The organism is Halorientalis sp. IM1011, from assembly GCF_001989615.1.
In the GTDB taxonomy this organism is placed as follows: domain Archaea; phylum Halobacteriota; class Halobacteria; order Halobacteriales; family Haloarculaceae; genus Halorientalis.
This window is the reverse complement of sequence record NZ_CP019067.1, coordinates 2428914-2446279: the sequence shown is the minus strand read 5'-3', so window position 1 is coordinate 2446279 and position 17366 is coordinate 2428914. Positions and strand designations below refer to the sequence as shown.

At 67.2% G+C, this 17366-nt stretch carries 18 protein-coding genes; 13 read left to right on the top strand and 5 right to left on the bottom strand.

Annotated elements, in window-relative coordinates; all coding sequences use genetic code 11:
* The first annotated feature begins 84 nt into the window (after positions 1-84).
* From BV210_RS12535 to BV210_RS12525, 3 genes are all read left to right on the top strand, one after another.
* Complete coding sequence (locus BV210_RS12535) at positions 85-1191, top strand: hypothetical protein (RefSeq protein WP_077206968.1); 1107 nt, start codon at positions 85-87, stop codon at positions 1189-1191.
* A 49-nt stretch (positions 1192-1240) separates the two neighbouring features.
* Positions 1241-1765 (top strand): DUF5817 domain-containing protein, encoded by a 525-nt coding sequence (locus BV210_RS12530; RefSeq protein WP_077206967.1) that lies wholly within the window; start codon positions 1241-1243, stop codon positions 1763-1765.
* An 84-nt stretch (positions 1766-1849) separates the two neighbouring features.
* Positions 1850-2260, top strand: coding sequence for a hypothetical protein (locus BV210_RS12525; protein ID WP_077206966.1), 411 nt, complete (start codon positions 1850-1852; stop codon positions 2258-2260).
* 51 nt (positions 2261-2311) lie between these two features.
* Here BV210_RS12525 and hmgA read toward each other — a convergent pair whose 3' ends face one another.
* Complete coding sequence (gene hmgA, locus BV210_RS12520) at positions 2312-3523, bottom strand: hydroxymethylglutaryl-CoA reductase (NADPH) (RefSeq protein ID WP_077206965.1); 1212 nt, start codon at positions 3521-3523, stop codon at positions 2312-2314.
* Between the two features lie 203 nt (positions 3524-3726).
* Here hmgA and BV210_RS12515 point away from each other — a divergent pair, with 203 nt between their 5' ends.
* The 4 genes from BV210_RS12515 to nadC all read left to right on the top strand — a co-directional run bounded on the left by BV210_RS12515 (position 3727) and on the right by nadC (position 8185).
* Positions 3727-4386: an HAD family hydrolase gene (locus BV210_RS12515; protein WP_077206964.1), complete on the top strand. Its 660-nt coding sequence runs from the start codon at positions 3727-3729 to the stop codon at positions 4384-4386.
* Between the two features lie 260 nt (positions 4387-4646).
* Complete coding sequence (gene nadA / locus BV210_RS12510) at positions 4647-5768, top strand: quinolinate synthase NadA (protein ID WP_172824896.1); 1122 nt, start codon at positions 4647-4649, stop codon at positions 5766-5768.
* Positions 5769-5777: 9 nt separating this feature from the next.
* Positions 5778-7370 (top strand): L-aspartate oxidase, encoded by a 1593-nt coding sequence (locus BV210_RS12505; protein ID WP_077206962.1) that lies wholly within the window; start codon positions 5778-5780, stop codon positions 7368-7370.
* Positions 7370-8185: a carboxylating nicotinate-nucleotide diphosphorylase gene (gene nadC, locus BV210_RS12500; protein WP_077206961.1), complete on the top strand. Its 816-nt coding sequence runs from the start codon at positions 7370-7372 to the stop codon at positions 8183-8185. The genes BV210_RS12505 and nadC overlap by 1 nt, the downstream gene beginning before the upstream one ends.
* On the opposite strand, the gene BV210_RS12495 is transcribed toward nadC, so the two are convergent.
* Complete coding sequence (locus BV210_RS12495) at positions 8182-8919, bottom strand: GNAT family N-acetyltransferase (protein WP_077206960.1); 738 nt, start codon at positions 8917-8919, stop codon at positions 8182-8184. The genes nadC and BV210_RS12495 overlap by 4 nt on opposite strands.
* A gap of 137 nt (positions 8920-9056) precedes the next feature.
* Between BV210_RS12495 and BV210_RS19930 the strand changes: the two genes are divergently transcribed.
* Together BV210_RS19930 and BV210_RS12490 are read left to right on the top strand one after the other, a co-directional pair.
* Entirely contained in the window at positions 9057-9239 is a 183-nt protein-coding gene (locus tag BV210_RS19930) for a hypothetical protein (protein WP_157526009.1), read from the top strand.
* Between the two features lie 48 nt (positions 9240-9287).
* Positions 9288-9689 (top strand): hypothetical protein, encoded by a 402-nt coding sequence (locus BV210_RS12490; protein ID WP_077206959.1) that lies wholly within the window; start codon positions 9288-9290, stop codon positions 9687-9689.
* A 22-nt stretch (positions 9690-9711) separates the two neighbouring features.
* Here BV210_RS12490 and BV210_RS12485 read toward each other — a convergent pair whose 3' ends face one another.
* Together BV210_RS12485 and gpmI are read right to left on the bottom strand one after the other, a co-directional pair.
* Positions 9712-11349: a hypothetical protein gene (locus tag BV210_RS12485; protein ID WP_077206958.1), complete on the bottom strand. Its 1638-nt coding sequence runs from the start codon at positions 11347-11349 to the stop codon at positions 9712-9714.
* Between the two features lie 118 nt (positions 11350-11467).
* A complete protein-coding gene (gene gpmI, locus BV210_RS12480) occupies positions 11468-12994 on the bottom strand; it encodes a 2,3-bisphosphoglycerate-independent phosphoglycerate mutase (RefSeq protein WP_077206957.1) in 1527 nt (508 codons plus the stop codon).
* 146 nt (positions 12995-13140) lie between these two features.
* Here gpmI and BV210_RS12475 point away from each other — a divergent pair, with 146 nt between their 5' ends.
* The 4 genes from BV210_RS12475 to BV210_RS12460 all read left to right on the top strand — a co-directional run bounded on the left by BV210_RS12475 (position 13141) and on the right by BV210_RS12460 (position 16528).
* Positions 13141-13536 carry a hypothetical protein gene (locus BV210_RS12475; RefSeq protein WP_077206956.1) on the top strand — a complete coding sequence of 132 codons (396 nt, stop codon included), beginning with the start codon at positions 13141-13143 and terminating at the stop codon, positions 13534-13536.
* Positions 13537-13592: 56 nt separating this feature from the next.
* On the top strand, positions 13593-14843 hold the full coding sequence (locus BV210_RS12470) for a DNA double-strand break repair nuclease NurA (RefSeq protein ID WP_077206955.1): 1251 nt from the start codon (positions 13593-13595) through the stop codon (positions 14841-14843).
* 188 nt (positions 14844-15031) lie between these two features.
* Positions 15032-15700 carry a hypothetical protein gene (locus tag BV210_RS12465; RefSeq protein ID WP_077206954.1) on the top strand — a complete coding sequence of 223 codons (669 nt, stop codon included), beginning with the start codon at positions 15032-15034 and terminating at the stop codon, positions 15698-15700.
* 48 nt (positions 15701-15748) lie between these two features.
* Entirely contained in the window at positions 15749-16528 is a 780-nt protein-coding gene (locus BV210_RS12460; RefSeq protein WP_157526007.1) for a hypothetical protein, read from the top strand.
* A 405-nt stretch (positions 16529-16933) separates the two neighbouring features.
* On the opposite strand, the gene BV210_RS12450 is transcribed toward BV210_RS12460, so the two are convergent.
* Positions 16934-17275: a hypothetical protein gene (locus BV210_RS12450; RefSeq protein ID WP_077206951.1), complete on the bottom strand. Its 342-nt coding sequence runs from the start codon at positions 17273-17275 to the stop codon at positions 16934-16936.
* Between the last annotated feature and the right edge of the window lie 91 nt (positions 17276-17366).

Genomic DNA, 17366 nt, shown 5'->3' with positions numbered 1-17366 from the left:
CCGGTTCCGACGAGGCCGGGGAATATTTTGTGCTCCGTGTCGCCACCCGGAACGGTTTTGGTCGATCCGCCGACAGGTGGGGTAATGTATCGACACTGCGTGCTGGCGCTGGTCCTCGTCCTCGCCGGGTGTTCCGGCCTGGCGGGCGATCCGACGGCGACGCCCGACCCCACGGGTGACGACGAGTCGAACGACGGCGGCGACGCGGTCGACGGTCCGACCGTTCCGGGCGTGGCAGCCGACGGGAGCGTCAACGAATCGGCCCTGCTGAACGCACACTTCGAGACGCTCGACGGGAACGCGAGTCGACAGCACTACCTGACGCGCTCGAACGGGACGGTCGACTCGAACACCACGACCGTCCGCAACGAGTCGCACCTGCTGGACCGGAGTCGCGGCTCCTTCCCGTCGACCACCTACCAGTCGACCGACCGGACGTGGTCGGTCGAACACGAGCGCTGGGGTGAGGAGCGCTACACCTTCAGCTACGACCGGACGGGAGTCGTGTCCTCGGCCGGCAGTATCGATTTCGGCGTGGCCGTCTACATCGGGTCCGGGCAGTTCGAACGCGACGGGACGACCACGTACCGCGGCGATCGAGTGGTTCGGCTGGAAGCCGACGACGCGAAATCGTCGGGGATGGCCGGTGCCTACGATCGCTACGACGTGACCCTGCTGGTCGACGAGCGCGGGCTGATCCGCCGGGCGACCGGGACGGTGACCGCTGGCGACGAACCACCCACGTCGTTCGATATCACGTCGACGACCGACGTCGAGCGGGTGCCGCGGCCGTCGTGGGCCGAGAATGTACTCCGGGGTCGGACCGCGATGGCGGCCAACGACACCGCTGTCGAACTTCAGGTTACCGGCGGGCCGACGCTCCCCGCGAACACGACCGTCGAGTTCTCGATCGAACTGCGGGAACACACGGTTCGGACCGACCGGCCGATCGAACCGGGCGACACCGTCTACCTCTCGTTGAAGCCCGGCGAGTACGAACCCACGGCGACGCTGACCCGGTCGCCGCCGGATCCCGACACGCGACTGTCCATCGGTGACGAGGTCTCGCAGGCGACTATCAGGCTCGAGGATCCGCCGGGGCTGGACGCACCGATGGAGGCCTTCTTCAGGGCCGGGCCCGATCCGTTCGAGAGCGTGGGCGAAGGTGGAGAGACCGAGCGGGCCGACTGACTGCGCCCGGGGCGGTGGATTCTTCCCGGAACGGGACCCAGTGACGACCATGTACGCGGTGGTCGGGTGTAGCGAGTGCGACGCGCTCCGGGTCGTCGAGGGCCGTCCAGAGCGGTCGGAGTGTCCGCGGTGTGGGACGAGCCGGAAGTTCGAGAAGCTCAAGCAGTTCGTCACGACCGAGGACCCGGACCACGCCCGCGAGGTCCGGGCGGCGATGCTGGCCAAACGCCAGGGCCGCGAGGACGCCTTCGCCGACCTCGATTCCTTCGCCGAGATGGAGCGGTATCTGGACGAGGCCGGGGTCGACGACGAGGAGTACCTCGAAGGATCGGGCGTCGACACCGACGAGGTCGGGGCCGCGGCCGCCCGAGCCGAGCAGGGTGCCGGAGGCGGGCGGAGTCGCAAGGAGACGGTACTGGCCGCACTGCGGGAGCAGGACGAACCGACAGCGGCGAGCGTGGTCGACTACGCAACCGAGCGCGGCGTGCCGGCGGCGTACGTCCGGGACGCCCTCGAAAAACTCGTCCGCCGGGGCGAGGTGACCGAGAGCGGCGGCACCTACCGGCTCCTGTGAGCCGCGCCGAGCGCGACTGACAGCGAAGAGAGCTGTCCGTCCGCCGACTGTGGATTTTAATATGCGAGACGTTGGCACACCGCTATGGTCGAGGAGCGTCCCGAGTCAGCCGAGGTTCTTCTTCTCGCGGCGGGGGCCGCGATCGCCGTCGGGGCGATCGTCGTCGTGCTCGCGGGGAGCGCCGGCCACCCCTCGGTCGGTCCGATCGGTCTCCACCGGATCGGACAGGCGCTGTTCGTCGCTGGGTTCGCGCTCGGCGGGGGGTACCACTACGTCCTCGGGCACGGTCTGCAGGCCGCCGGCTTCGGCTGTCTGGCGGTGGCCTGGGGACTGCTGTTCGTCGACTGGCTGCTGGAGCCGTTGCTTTCCGGCGCGTACATCCCGCTGCTCGTCGCGGTGCTCGCGCTGGGCGCCGCGCTGGTCGTCCTCGGCATCTTCGGGGACGCCCAGCGCCTCAGGGAGATCGTCCCGACCGAACGCGTCACCGGGCGATAACTGGCGGCCGAGTTCCCCGCCGGTAGCGTGTGGCGGAGTGCCGAAAGTGACCTACCGACCCAGTTCCTCGTGAGCCGAGGAGAGGTGGCGAGAGGCGAGCGCGGCGAGCAGTGAGAGTTCGCCGGCCAGTGCGGCGGTCGCGATCACCTCCGCGAGCGCGTCGGCGTTGCTCCCCGCCGGATCTCCGCCGCCTGTGACGCCGACCACGTCGAGGGCTTCGGCCTGCGTGGCGAGGCCGGTCCCGCCGCCGACGGTGCCGACCTCCAGCGAGGCGATAGTCAGGCTGGCGTACAGTCCCTCGTCGCGCTCCTCGACGGTCGTGATGGCGTTCGATCCCTCGACCACCTGGGCGATGTCCTGGCCCAGCGCGAGGAAGGCCGCGGCGACGGTGTTTGCGGCGTGGGCGTTGAATCCCAGGCTCCCTGCCTTGGCGCTGCCGACGAGGTTCTTGCGGGTGTTGGCCTCGGCGATGGCGTCGGCGGTCGTCTTGAACCGCTCCTCGACGAGGTCGTGGGGGATGAACACGTCGGCGGCGACGGTGCGACCGCGGCCCTCCACGGCGTTGATCGCCGCGGGTTTCTTGTCGGTACAGAGGTTGCCCGACAGCGCGACGAGCGACGCGGGCGTCTCCGCCTCGACCACGCCGCAGGCCTCCTCGGTGGCGATAGTGGCCATGTTCATCCCCATGGCGTCTTTGGTGTCGTAGGTGAATCGCAGGAAGACGCTATCCCCGACGACGTAGGGTGTCACGTCGGTCAACTCGCCGTGGCTGGTAGTGGACTCGGCGGCTTCGGCCAGTCGGTCGGTGTTCTCCCGGACCCACGCGGCGACGGTCGCGGCCTCGCCCACGTCCTCGACGGTGAACACGGGTGCGCGGGTCATCCCGTTCTTGAGGACGCGTGCGGTCGCGCCACCGGCCGCCCGGATGGCCGAACAGCCGCGGTTGACGCTGGCGATCAGCGCGCCCTCGGTGGTGGCCAGCGGGAGGTAGCGCTCGCCCTCGACCGCGCCCCCGTCGATCTCGACGGGGCCGACGACGCCGACGGGGACCTGCGTCCCACCGATCATGTTCTCGATGTTCGGTTCGGCGGTCTCGGCGTCGAAGGCGTACTCACCGACGGTGTCGAGGTCGGTGTCGGTCTCTCCCGCGACGAATTCCCGGCGGGCCGCGGCGGCCGTCTCGGGGTCGGCGTGGTCGTCAAGTTCGTGAAGTCGCAGTTCGCCCTCGCGGAGGCGACGGGCGAGGTCGGACGGATCGGTCATACCCGACGGTGTGGGGGGTACGTCCTAAGCGTTTCCGAAGGCGGGACCAGCGGAGCCGTCTCGACGGCACACGGGGCGAACGGATCGGCTCTGGGCCCGTCACCCGACGAGCGGGCCGACCGGAGGATCGAGGTAGCGGCGGTCCGGGGCCCGATAGATGTGTGATCGGAAACGCTTAACTCGCCGCCGCCCCGACAGATAGTATGACTTACGATACCGTCGTTTTCGACAACGACGGTGTCCTCGTCGGTCGGACCCATTTCGAGGTTCTCCGGGAGGCCACTGCCGAGACGTTCGCGAAGTTCGACGTGACCGATCCGGACCCCGACCACGTCGAGGACATGACCATCGGCGCGACCCCGTCACAGGTCGCGTCCGTCTGTGACACGTATAATCTCGACCCCGACACGTTCTGGCGCACCCGCGACCGGACGATGTCCGAGGCCCAGCAGGAGGAGGCCCGGGCGGGTCGGAAGACGCCCTACGGTGACGTGTCGACGATCTCCGACCTCGACATCAACCGGGGGATCGTCAGCTCGAACCAGCAGGCCACGGTCGATTTCCTGCTCGATCACTTCGACATGGACGGGCTGTTCGACGCCGCGTACGGCCGCGAGGCGACCATCGAGAGCCTCGACCTCCGCAAACCGAACGCCCACTATCTGGAGCGGGCCCTCGCCGACCTCGACGCCGACTCGGCGCTGTACGTCGGCGACAACGAGTCCGACATCCGGGCCGCCGAGAACGCCGGCATCGACTCGGCGTTCATCCGCCGGCCCCACAGGACGGACTGGGAACTCAACGTCTGGCCCACCTGGGACATCGACTCGCTGGACGACCTCCACCGGATCTGTAGCGCCTGAACTGAGTCTGGTATCCGCGTCGTCGCTCGTTCGTTCGTAACCACAGGTTCTACTCCTCCTTTTCGTCCGCAGCCCGGAACGGTCAGCCCAGCGGAAAGCGGAGACTCGGAGACGCCGAATCGGCGCGTTCGATCAGTCACATCCGAACCACCGGCAATATCTGCGCGGAATGCCACCGGTTTCGCACATTGAAGGCATAATCTTTTCAATACAGGGCACCGTAGACTGGTCAACACCAATCGGTGGTTCACGTGCCGAAAATGGAAACAGCGGAGTTCGAGACGGACCTGAGTCTCTTCAAGTACGACAACTTAGAACAGCTCCCGCCGGCCTACCGGGACCTCGACGAGGGCGAGCGCACGGACCGCATCGAGGCCGCGCTGGCGGAGCTGGGCGACGACGTGGTCATCCTGGGGCACAACTACCAGCGCCGGGAGATCGTCGAGCACGCCGACTTCGTGGGCGACTCCTACCAGCTCTCGAAGGAGGCTGCCGAGGCCGACGCCGACTACGTGATCTTCGGCGGCGTGACGTTCATGGCCGAGAGCGCGGACATCATCACCGACGACGATCAGTCCGTGATCCTCCCGAGCATGGAGGCGTCCTGTCCGATGGCCGGCATGGCCGAGGCCCTGCAGGTCGACGCCGCGTGGGCGGAGATCACCGCCGCGACCGACGACGAGATCGTTCCGATCACGTACATGAACAGCTACGCGGACCTGAAGGCCTTCTGCGCCGAGCAGGGCGGACTGGTCTGTACCTCCTCGAACGCCCACAAGGCATTCGAGTACGCCTTCGAGAAGGGCGAGAAGGTCCTGTTCCTGCCCGACAAGCACCTCGGGGAGAACACGGCCCACCGGCTCGACATGGCAGACGAGATCGTCGAGTGGGACCCGTGGGACCCCGAGGGCAAAGACGCCGAGGCGGCTGCCGAGAACGATATCATCCTCTGGGACGGCTACTGCCAGGTCCACGAGCGGTTCCGCGCGAGCCACATCGAGGAGTTGCGCGAGGAGCGCCCGGACGCCAACGTGGTCGTTCACCCCGAGTGTCGCCGGGAGGTCGTCGAGGCCGCCGACGTGGTCGGCTCCACCTCCACGATCTGTGAGACCGTCGCGAACGCAGAAGCCGGCGACACCTGGGCCATCGGCACGGAGATCCACCTCGCCAACCACCTCGACCGCTGGCACCCCGAAGTGGAGGTCCTGCCCCTCTGTGGCGACGCCTGCATGGACTGCAACGCCATGCGCCAGATCGACCCGAACTACCTGACGTGGGTGCTGGAGGAACTACTCGAGGGTCGCGAGCGCAACGTCATCGAGGTCGCGCCCGAGGAGAAGGAGCTCGCACAGGTCGCCCTCGACCGGATGCTGGAGATCTGAACTCCACCGATGACAGACCACAACGAAACAGACGTGCTCGTCGTGGGCTCCGGGATTGCAGGTCTCGCGAGCGCGCTCGCCGCCGCCCGCGAAGGCGCGGACGTGACCGTCGCGACGAAGGCTACCCGCCCCGAGGGTGCCTCCTCGTGGTGGGCACAGGGCGGCATCGCAATCGCGCGGGACGACCCCGAGCAGTTCAAGCGGGACATCCTCGACGCATCCAGCGGCACGGCCGATCCCGAGGCCGTGGACGTGCTGGTCGAGAACGCCAACGCCGCCGTCGGGGACGTGCTGCTGGAGACGCTCGATGTCGAGTTCGACACGACGGGGATGGACGCGGACGGCGACGGCGAGGACGACTTCGATTTCGGCCGCGAGGCCGCCCACTCCAAGAACCGCATCCTGCACGTCGACGCCTCGACGGGCAAACACGTCCACGTCCCCTTCCTGAACTATCTGGACGCCCACGACGACGTGACGATCCGGGACGACACCGCCGCGCTCGAACTGATCCGCCACGAGGGCCGGGTCCACGGCGCGGTGCTGGAGTCCGACGGGGACTTCGAGCCCACGTACGCGGGCGCGGTCGTCCTCGCCACCGGCGGCATCGGCGACCTCTACCCGCGCACGACCAACCCCGCCGGCTCGACCGGCGACGGCATCGCCATGGCCGCGCTTGCCGGAGCCGAGGTCACGGACATGGAGTACGTCCAGTTCCATCCGACAGTGTGCGTCGGCGGTGACGAACCCTTCCTGATCAGCGAAGCCGTCCGCGGCGAAGGTGCGGTCCTCCGGAACGGCGACGTCCCCGAGTCGGCAGACTCGGGGGCTCGGGAGACGGAGTCTCCCGGTGGCGAGCGGTTCATGCCCGACTATCACTCGGACGCCGAACTCGCGCCCCGTGACGTGGTGGCCCGTGCGGTCAAGACCGAACGCGACGAGACGGGCGAGGTCACGCTCGACGTGAGTCCGCTCGATTTCGCCGGGGAGTTCCCCGACCTCGTCGAGAAGTGCGAGGACCACGGCGTCGACTGGGAAGACGGCATCCCGGTCGCGCCTGCCGAGCACTTCCTCTGTGGCGGGATCGACGTCGACGACCTCGGGCGATCCAGCCTCGACCGACTCTACGCGGTCGGGGAGTGTGCCCGCACGGGCGTCCACGGCGCGAACCGGCTGGCCTCCACCTCGCTCCTGGAGGGGCTGGTCTGGGGCCTGCGCGCAGGCGAGGACGCGGCCGGCAACGAGATCGACGTGATCGAAGCGCCCGAACTGCTGGAACGCGATCCCGAGTTGCCCGAGCGGTTCGCCGAGGAGAAGTTCCACCGCCTCCGGCGCGTGATGGACGAGTACGTCGGGCTGGAGCGCGATTCCGACGACCTCGGCAGGGCGATGTCGGTCCTGCGGCGACTGAAAGGCGAGGTCGACGCCTACACCCGGACCCGGACCTCGCGGTCGCTGTACGAACTCCGGTCGGCCAGCGTCACGGCCCTGCTGATCGCCCGGCAGGCCGCCGAGAACGGCGAGTCGGTCGGCTGTCACCACCTCGTCGACACAGCGGCCGCGGACGGCGACGAACCGGCGGAACCGCGGGCCGACGACTGATGATTCCAGATTCGACAATCGAGGGCTGGCTCCGGGAGGATCTGGGCCACCACGACGTGACCAACGAGGTCCCAGGGGAGACAACGGGGCGACTCGTCGCGAAGGATTCGGGTGTCGTCGCCGGGCTCGACGCCGCCTGCGCCGTCTTCGACTACCTCGACGTGACCGCCGAGCGTGCCGCGGAGGCCGGCGACCGCGTCGAGCGCGGCGAAGCGGTACTGCGCGTGTCGGGTTCCGCACGCGAGGTCCTGCGGGGTGAGCGCGTCGCGGTGAACATCGCGGGCCACGCCTCGGGCATCGCGACGAAGACCCGACGGGCGGTGGCGGCGGCCCAGGAGGTCAGCGACGACGTGCGGATCGCGGCCACCCGCAAGACGACGCCCGGCCTCCGCGGGATCGAGAAGCGCGCGGTCGTCGCGGGCGGCGGCGACACCCACCGGCTCGACCTCTCGCACATGGTGATGGTCAAGGACAACCACGTCGCCGAGATGGGACTCGAAGGCGCAGTCTCGCACTTCCGCGAGCGGGCCTCCTTCGCGACGAAGATCGAAGTCGAGGTCGAAAATCCGGAAGACGCGCCGCGGGCGGCCGATGCCGGCGCGGACATCGTGCTGCTGGACAACATGAGCCCCGACCAGACCGCGGAGGCGGTCGACCTGCTCGCCGAGCGTGCCGACGACACGCTGACGGAAGCCTCCGGGGGGATCACGGTCGCGGACGTACCGGACTACGCGGGGACGGGCGTCGACGTGATCTCGATGGGAAGCCTCACGCACTCGGCGGACACGCTGGATTACTCGTTCCGGACGGGCTAATCGAGGTCGGCGGCGAGCATGATCTCGTCGACTGGGTCGCCGTCGATCTCGAAGTGATCGTTCCGGACGGCCTCGATGCGCCAGCCGTTCTCCTGCAGGAAGGAGACCGCGAGTTCGTTGGTCTCGGGGAGAGAGTTGTACACGCGCCGACAGCCGTTGGCGCGGGCCCACTCCATCCCGCGCTGGAGGAGGTGGCTCCCGATGCTGTACCGCCGGTACTCGACGAGGACGCCGACGGTGACCTCGGCGGTGTGGGAGAGCTTCGCCATGCGGGGGATCTCGACCTGACACCAGCCGACGACCTCGTCCTCGACGGTAGCGACGAAGAAGACACGCGTCTCGCCGGCGTTGTGTCTGAGCAGTGCGTCGTCGTACTCGATCAGTTCGGCGACGCTCTCGGCGACCAGATGCACCTGCTTGTCGGCGACCTCACGGACGACCCCGAGCAGCCCCGTCGCGTCGGCCTGACAGGCCGGCCTGATCGCGTAGTTCAGCCCAGCAGTCTCGTGTTCCTCACTCTCGCCGCAGTCGAGGCGGATCCGGAGTTTTCCCTCGGTGGTCTCGCGGACGTACCCGTCCCGTTTCAGGATGGAGACGTGATGGCGGAACGTCTCGGGGTCGATACCGACGTGTTCGGCGACCTCGCTCGTGTCGACGACCCCGTGCCGTTCGACGTAGCGGTAGATCGCCATCCGGTCGTCGTCGTCGAGATCGAAGGAGCCGAACGGACTCATTGCCCGCCACGTTCGCACTCCGTGCCTAAACAGTTTGCTGCCGTCTGACAGGATCGGCAACTAGCCGGGAACGATCTGTGGCTATCCCGCAAACAACCTCTCAGGCCTCGGCCGCGTAGTACGACCGAGGTGAACGGATGGACACCAGATTGCTCGCGGGTGCGGTGACACTCGGACTGGGCGTGCTCGTCGTCGGGATCGCGCTGCTCGATCTGATCGAGACCGTTCCGGAGCTGACGCTCCCGGTCGGCGTCCTCGCGCTGGCGGTCGGCACGCTACTCGTCGGGACCTCCGGAACGGTCAAGCACCGGGCGGCCTGACCGACCGGCTTCCGGCCGGTTAAGTGGCCCCGCCGTCTCGGGAGGCGTATGACCGCCGACGAGACGAGTGGCGGGAGTTTCGGCGTCGCAGTGGTCCGGTTCGCCCTGGCCGTCACGGCCGGCGGGAGCCTCGGCGTCGTCGGCTATCTCGTCTTTCCCGGGCCGCTCCCGGGCCTGCTCGCGGGACTGGCGACCGCCGTGGGATTTTTCCTGCTGGCACCGCTCTTGCTCGCCCCGGACGCCGTCCCGCGCGACGCGAGCGACCGGCGGGTCGGCGGAGTCGATCCGATTCCGGCCGGCGCGGCCCTCGCCGGGAGCGCCCCGATCGTCTTCGTGGGGATGTTCGTCTCCGGCTCGGTCGCGCTGGCCGCATCGCTGGCGCTTCTGACTGCGGTGGCGGGCTACCGGCTCTTCGCCGCGGCCGTGCCCGACGGTGAGAGTGCCGACTGAAAGACGAACCGGAGCCTGTGGCTCACGGGAGTTCGTACCGATCGAACGATCGCGTGGCTCGCCGAAACGCCAGCAAGGAGACTGTTGCGGCGAGAGTCAGCGTCACGAGGAGTGAGGCGATGCGGACGGATACGGCCGGGACGCCGAACAGACTCGGTCCCGGCCCCGTGAGCGTCACGAGGGCAGCCACCAGCGGTGGGGCAGACAGGAGGGCCAGAAGTCCAACCACTGCGCCGAGCCTGCCGAATGCTGCGCGTCCCATTTCGGAGTACACGGCGGTGTTCGTGAGTGGAACGGGGACCAGCCGAAACTCGTAGTAGGAGGCGCGGAGCGAGACGGCGGTCCCGACTGTGACTCCACAGACACAGAGGACGACGCCGGTGAGCGCGACGAGCGACGTTTCCACGGCACCCACCGGACCAGCCAGCCCGAGACAGACGATTCCCGCGATGGTGAGCGGGCCACCGACGGCAGCGCCCGCGAGGACGGTCCCCGCAACGAACTGTCGGCCGGACGTTGCCGTCAGCGTCGCAGGGAGGGATGGGTACTCGGCAGCGAGTGCGACCGACCCGAACCCAAGTCCAGTGGCGGCAGCGCCGAGGAACGCAGTCGCGGTCAGTGACAGCACCGGGACGTGGCCAGCCGCCAGAATCGGCAGGAACACGGCCGGAGTGAGAACGAGCAGGTACCCCGTGGAGAGTGCCCCCCGCGGAACGCGCCGCTCCTGCACCCACCGTTTCCGGGCAACCGTCAGAACCGGGCGCGAGACGCGGCCAGCGGTCAGCCGCTCCGGGATTCCGGCATCGAAAAACGAGTGCGAGCGATGCGAGCGATCGGAGACCACCCGGTCGCCCGTCCAGGTCCGCTCGGCCAGCGGAACAGCCGTGTGAAGGGCTATCGGGACGCCGCCACCTGCGAAGACGAGCGCACCGACACTCCGGAGCGATACCGGACCCCCACCGGGCAGACCGAGTGTGCCAAGATCGACGAACCAGGCGGCCGGAAAGAGCCGGAGCCACTCGACGACCCCTGCCGTCGACACCGGTCCCCGAATTCCAGCGACCCACACCAGAGTGGCGACGCCGAACGCCACCACGGGGAGAAACGTCGTGAATCGTCGGAGTCGTGGCGACCGCATGGCAAGGAACCGGGCGGCCAGACCGCTCCAGCATCCGGCCGCGACCGCGAGTGCGACGTATCCGGTGACCGCAACCGGGACCGCGACGGCACTCACCGGTGACTTCGTACCCACTGCGAGACCGGCCGCGACACCCAGTGAGAGTGTCCCCGTTGCCATCACGATCCGATGCCCAGCGGCGAACACGACACCGAAGACAACCGCACGCACCGGAACGGTACACAGGAGGAGATCGATCTCCTCGCGCTTGGCGACGCCGGCAGTTCGACGCCCCACGACGTACCACAGGAGCAGGAACGCCCCACTCGCCACAGCCTGCAGGTGGTCGATCGGGAGTGAGGAAGTCCCGGCCACCAGCGCCCGGCCGAAGTCGAACGCGAGCGCCGCGCTCCCGACCACCGCACCGACGAGTGTGACTGCGAGGGCAGCGCGGGTTCGTGACGACTGTCCACGGTGGCGGCGTCGTCGGGTCCGTTCGACGCGTGCGATCCGGCGAGCGTGTCGGAGCCAGGGTGGAGTCACGGTGTCTCTCTCACACCGGCTGGTGACGCGTTACCGACATGAATGCCGAGCCGGATTTTCTGAGCCAGAAAGTGTAGCGACGGAACCCATCGAGAAGCCCCGGGACAAACGGCGATGGTCAGGCGTCGAACCGCAACAGCGACTCGCCGGTCATCGCGTCCGGCTGCTCGATACCAGCGAGCGACAGCAGCGTCGGTGCCACGTCCGCGAGCGTCCCGCCGTCTCTGGCGGTCCGGCCCCCGTCCCCGCCCTCGGAGGCGAGGTAGACGAAGGGAACGGGATTGAGCGTGTGAGCGGTGTGTGGGTCCGCTTCGGTCCCCATGTCGTCGGCGTTGCCGTGATCGGCGGTGACCAGCGCGTCCCCGCCCGCGGCGTGGATCGCGTCGACGAGCCGACCGACCTGTTCGTCGACCGCCTCGACGGCCGCAACGGCGGCGTCGAAGTCACCGGTGTGGCCCACCATGTCCGGGTTCGCGTAGTTGAGGACCATGGCGTCGGGGTCTTCCCGCTCGATCCGGTCGATCGCGGTGTCGGTCACCTCCGGGGCGCTCATCTCCGGCTGCTGGTCGTAGGTGGACACGTCGGGACTCGGGACGATTTCGCGGATCTCACCGGGGAACTCCACCTCGCGGCCGCCGTTGAGGAAGTAGGTGACGTGCGCGTACTTCTCGGTCTCGGCGATCCGCAACTGGGTGTGGCCGGTGTCCGCGAGGACTTCGCCGAGCACGTCCTCTGGCTGGCGGGGCGGGTAGGCCACGGGGAGGTCGAAGGTCTCGTCGTACTCGGTCATCGTGACGAGCCGTGTCTCCGGCGGGTCGGTCGAGAACTCCCACTCGGGGTCGATGTCGGCGAGCATCCGCGTGAGCTGGCGGGCGCGATCCGAGCGGAAGTTGAAGAAGACGATTGAATCCCCGTCCTCTAGGGCGGGGCGGCCCTCGATCAGCGTCGGTTCGACGAACTCGTCTGTGGTGTCACGGTCGTAGGACTGGGTGACGGCGTCGACCGCCGTCTCGGCCGTATAGTCGGCCTCGCGCTCGACGATGGCGTCGTAGGCCTTCCGGGTGCGATCCCAGTTCTCGTCGCGATCCATCGCGTAGTAGCGGCCGGTGACGGTCGCGACGTGACCGGTTCCCCGTTCCTCGGCGTGGGCGGCGAGGGAGTCGAGGAACGCCTCGCCGCCCGTGGGCGCGGTGTCCCGACCGTCGGTGAAGGCGTGGGTGACAGTCTCGGCGTCGCGCTCGGCGGCGATGTCGATCAGCGCGTGGAGGTGTGACTGGGCCGAGTGGACGCCGCCGTCGCTGACCAGTCCCATGAAGTGGACGCGACCGTCGTGCTCGTCTGCGTACTCGAAGGCGGAGACGAGTGCCTCGTTCTCCCGGAGGTCGCCGTCGAGGATGTCGTCGGTGATCCGGGTCGTCTCCTGTTTGACGACGCGGCCGGCCCCGATCGAGAGGTGGCCGACCTCGCTGTTGCCCATCTGTCCCTCCGGCAGTCCGACCCGGCGGCCGTGCGTCTCCAGCGTGGTCGACGCGCCCTGCTCGCGAAAGCGGTCGACGTTGGGCGTGTCGGCGGCTCGTACCGCGTCACGGGCCGTCTCGTCGGGATTGAGACCCCAGCCGTCGAGGATGACCAGACCCACCTGCATACGCGGAGCGTCGCCGTCGCGTGGTAAAACGGCGTCGAATGGCCGGCACGCGCGGGACGTGGACCGGTGGCGGCGACCGGTCGCCGACGGCGGCAGTAGCCTCGGGGACCACCGACGTTATGTAACAGGACAGCCAGTGCTAAGGCATGTCGACGACCATCGTGGACGAGGCCTTCGCCGAGAAGTTGGTGACGACCGCACGGACGGCCGCTGGCGACAGCCTCCGCTCGCTGACGTACTTCACGCGCTCGAACTTCGAGCAACTGTACCTCCGCGAGGACCTCGAACGCGACGCCGACCTCGACAGCTTCATCGGCCACGAGTGGCGCGGCTTCAAGAACACCACCGACGCCTATCGCGGGACGGAACTCGGCGAGTACCGCTACACCATCCGCGTCTTCGAGAACGGCTTCCTCCTGCGCGTCACCAGCGACCGCGACGGCGTGTTCCTCACCACCGACGGCGCGACCATCCGCGATTTCAACTCCTACGTCACCGCGATCAAGGAAGTGCTGGACGAGAAGACCGGCCGCGAGGAGTAAGGGTACCCGTCTCGGCTCCCGGACACTTTTGATTCCCCCCGTCGTTCCACCCGGTAATGACCCTGGACCCGGTGCATTTCGACGGGATCGCGCAACTCGCCGGCCGCATCGAGAGCGGCGTCGACGCCAGCGACCACCGGGACCTCGCCAGCACGGTCTGGAGCGACTTCCTCGATCCCCTCTATCAGGAGGGGACGCCCATCCTCGAACCGCTCGACGAGCAGCGCTGCCGACTCGTCGACATCGAGGACGCCGCGCTGATGGAGTCACCCTTCCCCACCCAGCACGGCCTCGATTCCGGGACGATCAACCCCACGACGTTCAAGAACGGCCTCGTCATCGACGTGGCACAGGCCGCCATGGCCGCCGTCCCCTCCGATCTGGACCTGCACCGCGGGCGCACCATCGTCAGTACCGTCCACTCCAACGACGGCACCGTCGACGTGACCGAGGACGACTGGACGCTGTTCGACGACTGCTACGGCCGCGGGCGCATTTTACAGGCCCCTCGCGTCGACCGCTTCGAGCAGACCGTCGTCCACGCGCTGGCGCTCTACCTCGCCGAGAGTAAACACGCCACGCTCAACGCCGACGTGGTCTCGGACCTGCTGATCCTCGACGGCCCGATCTACCCCACCGGCCTGCTGAAGTGGACGAATCAGGACCCCACCCTCGCCGAGTTGCTCGTCGAGGACGAGCGCCCGCGCGACGTGGTGCAACACTACGTCGACCTCGTCGAGCGGTTCGTCGGCCGGGACGTGCCCCTCGTGGGCTTCGTCAAGAGCACGGCCTCGAAGGCGATCACCCGCACCGTGCGCCGAAAGACGGCCGCCCCGTGGGTCGACGACGCCGCGTTCTTCGAGCAGGTCCTCTCCCGGACCGACGACGACGGCGAGATCGACGACGACGCCCTGACCTTCACCAACTGGTTCCGCTCGCGGGCCGGCGCGGACCGTCCCCTCTCCGTCGAGAGCGACCTCGATCTCGACCTGACGAAGGAACTCGACCCCGAGGCCTACGAGGTCACCTTCTTCGTGATCTACGACCCCCGTGAGGAACTGATCTACCGGGTCGAGGCCCCCTACGCGTTCACGAAGGATCCGGACCTGCGCGAGGACCTGACCATGCAGATCGTCTCCGACGTGGCCGCACGCACCGGCCCGCCGCTGGCCGTCGAGAAAGCCGACGAACTGGCACGGATCAGCCGGCAGGAAAAGAGCGCGCTCCAGCGCCAGTTAGAGGAGACGTTCGACAGCGACCGCCAGCGCGAGTACGACGACGTGCGCTGGCAGGGCGTGGAGTTCTAGTGGGCCTCGTCGGACGAGACTCCCTGCCCGCCACCGACGAGCCGGACGGCTACCGGCCCCCGAGCATAGATGTTCAGGGGGTGGTGCACCGGCGATTACTGTAGTTCTATTATCCATCTCAAAAATTATATTCATTAAATGTATTCTAGTTAATAACTATTTCCAACCGACATAACGTGGCAGTTGCAATGGCAGACAACGACGAGACGACCCGTTTGGACGTGATCGAGAGTGCGGACGAGCGACGAGGGTTCCTGCAGACGTTGGCCCTGAGTGTCGGATCGGTCGTGGGCCTGAGTGGATCCGCGTCGGCGACGGAACCGGAATCGGTCGAGAACACGACGGTCGAGCCGCTCGATTTCGACCACCGAGAGGCCCGTGAGAGTCTCGAAGCGGCGTTCTCGGGATCCATGTTGAAGGGGTTGAGTGACGACGGACTGCTCGAGGAGGAGTCGGTGTCCGCGATTCCCTTCGATCAGCTGGCCGATCGGTCCCAGCCCGGTGGTATCGAGAAACTCCGAGTCAACGGCGAGCTGGAGCAGTACAACTTCCACATCCCGGTGGGGGACGATCGCCTGGAGATCATGTTGCCGCTCTCCGACGACGTACCATCGGCGTATCTGCATCGAGCGGACGGCCCGGAAATCGTCTACGCCCCGGACAACTACTATCAGGGTGAACCGCTCGAACCGGCGGGGACGCCGCGAGCGGATTCCTCCGAGTGTGACGAACCCCTCTGGCGGTCGTGTGCGACCTGTTGGTGCTGTGGGGTCGTCGGCCAACGGAACGAGGTGAAGAAACCCTGTCCCAACTGCTGGCTCACGGACTGTCACTGGGTGAAGCATAGCTGCTGCTAGTCCCCGCGCACCACGTTTTCGAATGCCGACAGCACCAGAGATACGAACATGATAGAATCCACGATTTCCCGACCTCGCAGGCCGGAATATACCGGAACGAACAGATGCACCGCCTGTACCATTGTGAACACAGGCATTTCGGTTCTGATAGCGCTCCTGATGTCACTTTTCGTCACACCTCTGGTCGCACTGCTGGTGCTCGTGGTGTCGGGTCTCTCGATCTACCTTCGAGGATACCTCGTGCCCGGGACACCGGCGCTGACAAAGCGGTTCTTGCCGGCGAGCGTGCTGAACTGGTTCGGAAAGACCCCGGTTTCCGAGAGCGCGATCACGGAAAGCGCTCAGTTTCTCCGGGACGGCGGACTGGTTCGCTACTGTCCAACGACGGACGACGTTCGATTGGTCGAGGGCGTACGAACGGAGTGGCACGAGCGAATGGACGCGATCACGGTCGAGTTGATCCACGAGCGGTTCGGCAAGCTTCTCGAGGCCGAAGACATCGAAATCCAGAAACGCGGTGAGGGAGTCCACGTTGTCGCAGACGAGATAGTCGCCGTGAAACGACGGACGACAGTGGCGCTTCGGGTCGACGCGGCTGCGATCCCACTTCTTCGGGATCGGTGTCCGGACTGGGAGACACTATCGATCGACGAGAAAGACGAACTCCTCCGGACGCTTCGAGTGTTCCTCGAGACGTGCCCGTCCTGTGGCGAGGAACTCGCGCACGATACCGACGAAGTCGAGAGTTGTTGCAGCACACAGGAAGTGTACACACTGTCGTGTGAGGGATGTGACAGGCGGCTCTCCGAGGTGCCGTCGAATTCCTGACTCCGGCCGCCTCGCGGGGGCGATCATCGACCAAGCCGGGCCGATGTCGTCCACGACGGTTCCTTCACCGGGTCAGTCGGGTTCGTCCACGTCCGACAGAAAAACCAACATGAGCAGGACAGAAAGAGCCGTCACCCCGACGACCACGGTCCTGTACACGGACACCGGAATACCCACGACAGCCAGTGCGTCGGTAAAGTGCTCCCCGAGTAATACCGACATGAGAAAACAGGAGAACGCCACCGAACCGATATCGCTCCAGGTTCGCCAGTGGGTCAGTCGTCGGTGAGCCGCCATCTTGTTACTTTATATGCATTATCGAGTTATATTATTTTCGAGATGCTATTCCGGAGTGGGGGCCACAGCGGACGTGTCGCTGGTTCGTCGGGATCAACGCTGCAGGGATCAGTGGGCCTCGGCCCCGGTCTTCGTGACCTCGATGTCGACGTCCTCGGGGTCGACGCCGACGCGCGCGAACTGGGTGCGGACGTGTTCCTCGGCGGCCTCGATGGCGCGCTCGCGGGTCTCGAAGCCGTGGGGCATCGGCGACTCGAAGGCGACGTTGACCGTCCGGCCCGCGATGGTGGTTTCCTGGCCGCCGCTCTCGACCTCGTAGAAGGAGTCACAGACCCAGACGTAGGGAGCGTCCTCGTCGGGCGCGCCCTTGAACGACGGCGGGGACTCGCCGCGCTCGTACAGCGTGCCGGTCAGGTCGGTTTCCCCGGCAGAACCTCGAACGAGTAACATACTCGCAAGTACGCGACCAGCGGGGAAAAAGCCCGCGTCGGCGGTTATCGACGCGAGCCACGGTCCCGAGTCGCGGGGGAAACGCGTTTGA

Bases quoted from the DNA above. Each gene is read 5' to 3' on its own strand.
- BV210_RS12460 (WP_157526007.1), top strand. From the start codon at position 15,749: ATGATAGAATCCACGATTTCCCGACCTCGCAGGCCGGAATATACCGGA.
- BV210_RS12490 (WP_077206959.1), top strand. From the start codon at position 9,288: ATGACCGCCGACGAGACGAGTGGCGGGAGTTTCGGCGTCGCAGTGGTC.
- gpmI (WP_077206957.1), bottom strand. From the start codon at position 12,994: ATGCAGGTGGGTCTGGTCATCCTCGACGGCTGGGGTCTCAATCCCGAC.
- BV210_RS12470 (WP_077206955.1), top strand. From the start codon at position 13,593: ATGACCCTGGACCCGGTGCATTTCGACGGGATCGCGCAACTCGCCGGC.
- nadA (WP_172824896.1), top strand. From the start codon at position 4,647: ATGGAAACAGCGGAGTTCGAGACGGACCTGAGTCTCTTCAAGTACGAC.
- BV210_RS12535 (WP_077206968.1), top strand. From the start codon at position 85: ATGTATCGACACTGCGTGCTGGCGCTGGTCCTCGTCCTCGCCGGGTGT.
- BV210_RS12530 (WP_077206967.1), top strand. From the start codon at position 1,241: ATGTACGCGGTGGTCGGGTGTAGCGAGTGCGACGCGCTCCGGGTCGTC.
- BV210_RS12475 (WP_077206956.1), top strand. From the start codon at position 13,141: ATGTCGACGACCATCGTGGACGAGGCCTTCGCCGAGAAGTTGGTGACG.
- BV210_RS12495 (WP_077206960.1), bottom strand. From the start codon at position 8,919: ATGAGTCCGTTCGGCTCCTTCGATCTCGACGACGACGACCGGATGGCG.
- BV210_RS12525 (WP_077206966.1), top strand. From the start codon at position 1,850: ATGGTCGAGGAGCGTCCCGAGTCAGCCGAGGTTCTTCTTCTCGCGGCG.
- BV210_RS12505 (WP_077206962.1), top strand. From the start codon at position 5,778: ATGACAGACCACAACGAAACAGACGTGCTCGTCGTGGGCTCCGGGATT.
- hmgA (WP_077206965.1), bottom strand. From the start codon at position 3,523: ATGACCGATCCGTCCGACCTCGCCCGTCGCCTCCGCGAGGGCGAACTG.
- BV210_RS12515 (WP_077206964.1), top strand. From the start codon at position 3,727: ATGACTTACGATACCGTCGTTTTCGACAACGACGGTGTCCTCGTCGGT.
- BV210_RS12465 (WP_077206954.1), top strand. From the start codon at position 15,032: ATGGCAGACAACGACGAGACGACCCGTTTGGACGTGATCGAGAGTGCG.
- BV210_RS19930 (WP_157526009.1), top strand. From the start codon at position 9,057: ATGGACACCAGATTGCTCGCGGGTGCGGTGACACTCGGACTGGGCGTG.
- nadC (WP_077206961.1), top strand. From the start codon at position 7,370: ATGATTCCAGATTCGACAATCGAGGGCTGGCTCCGGGAGGATCTGGGC.
- BV210_RS12450 (WP_077206951.1), bottom strand. From the start codon at position 17,275: ATGTTACTCGTTCGAGGTTCTGCCGGGGAAACCGACCTGACCGGCACG.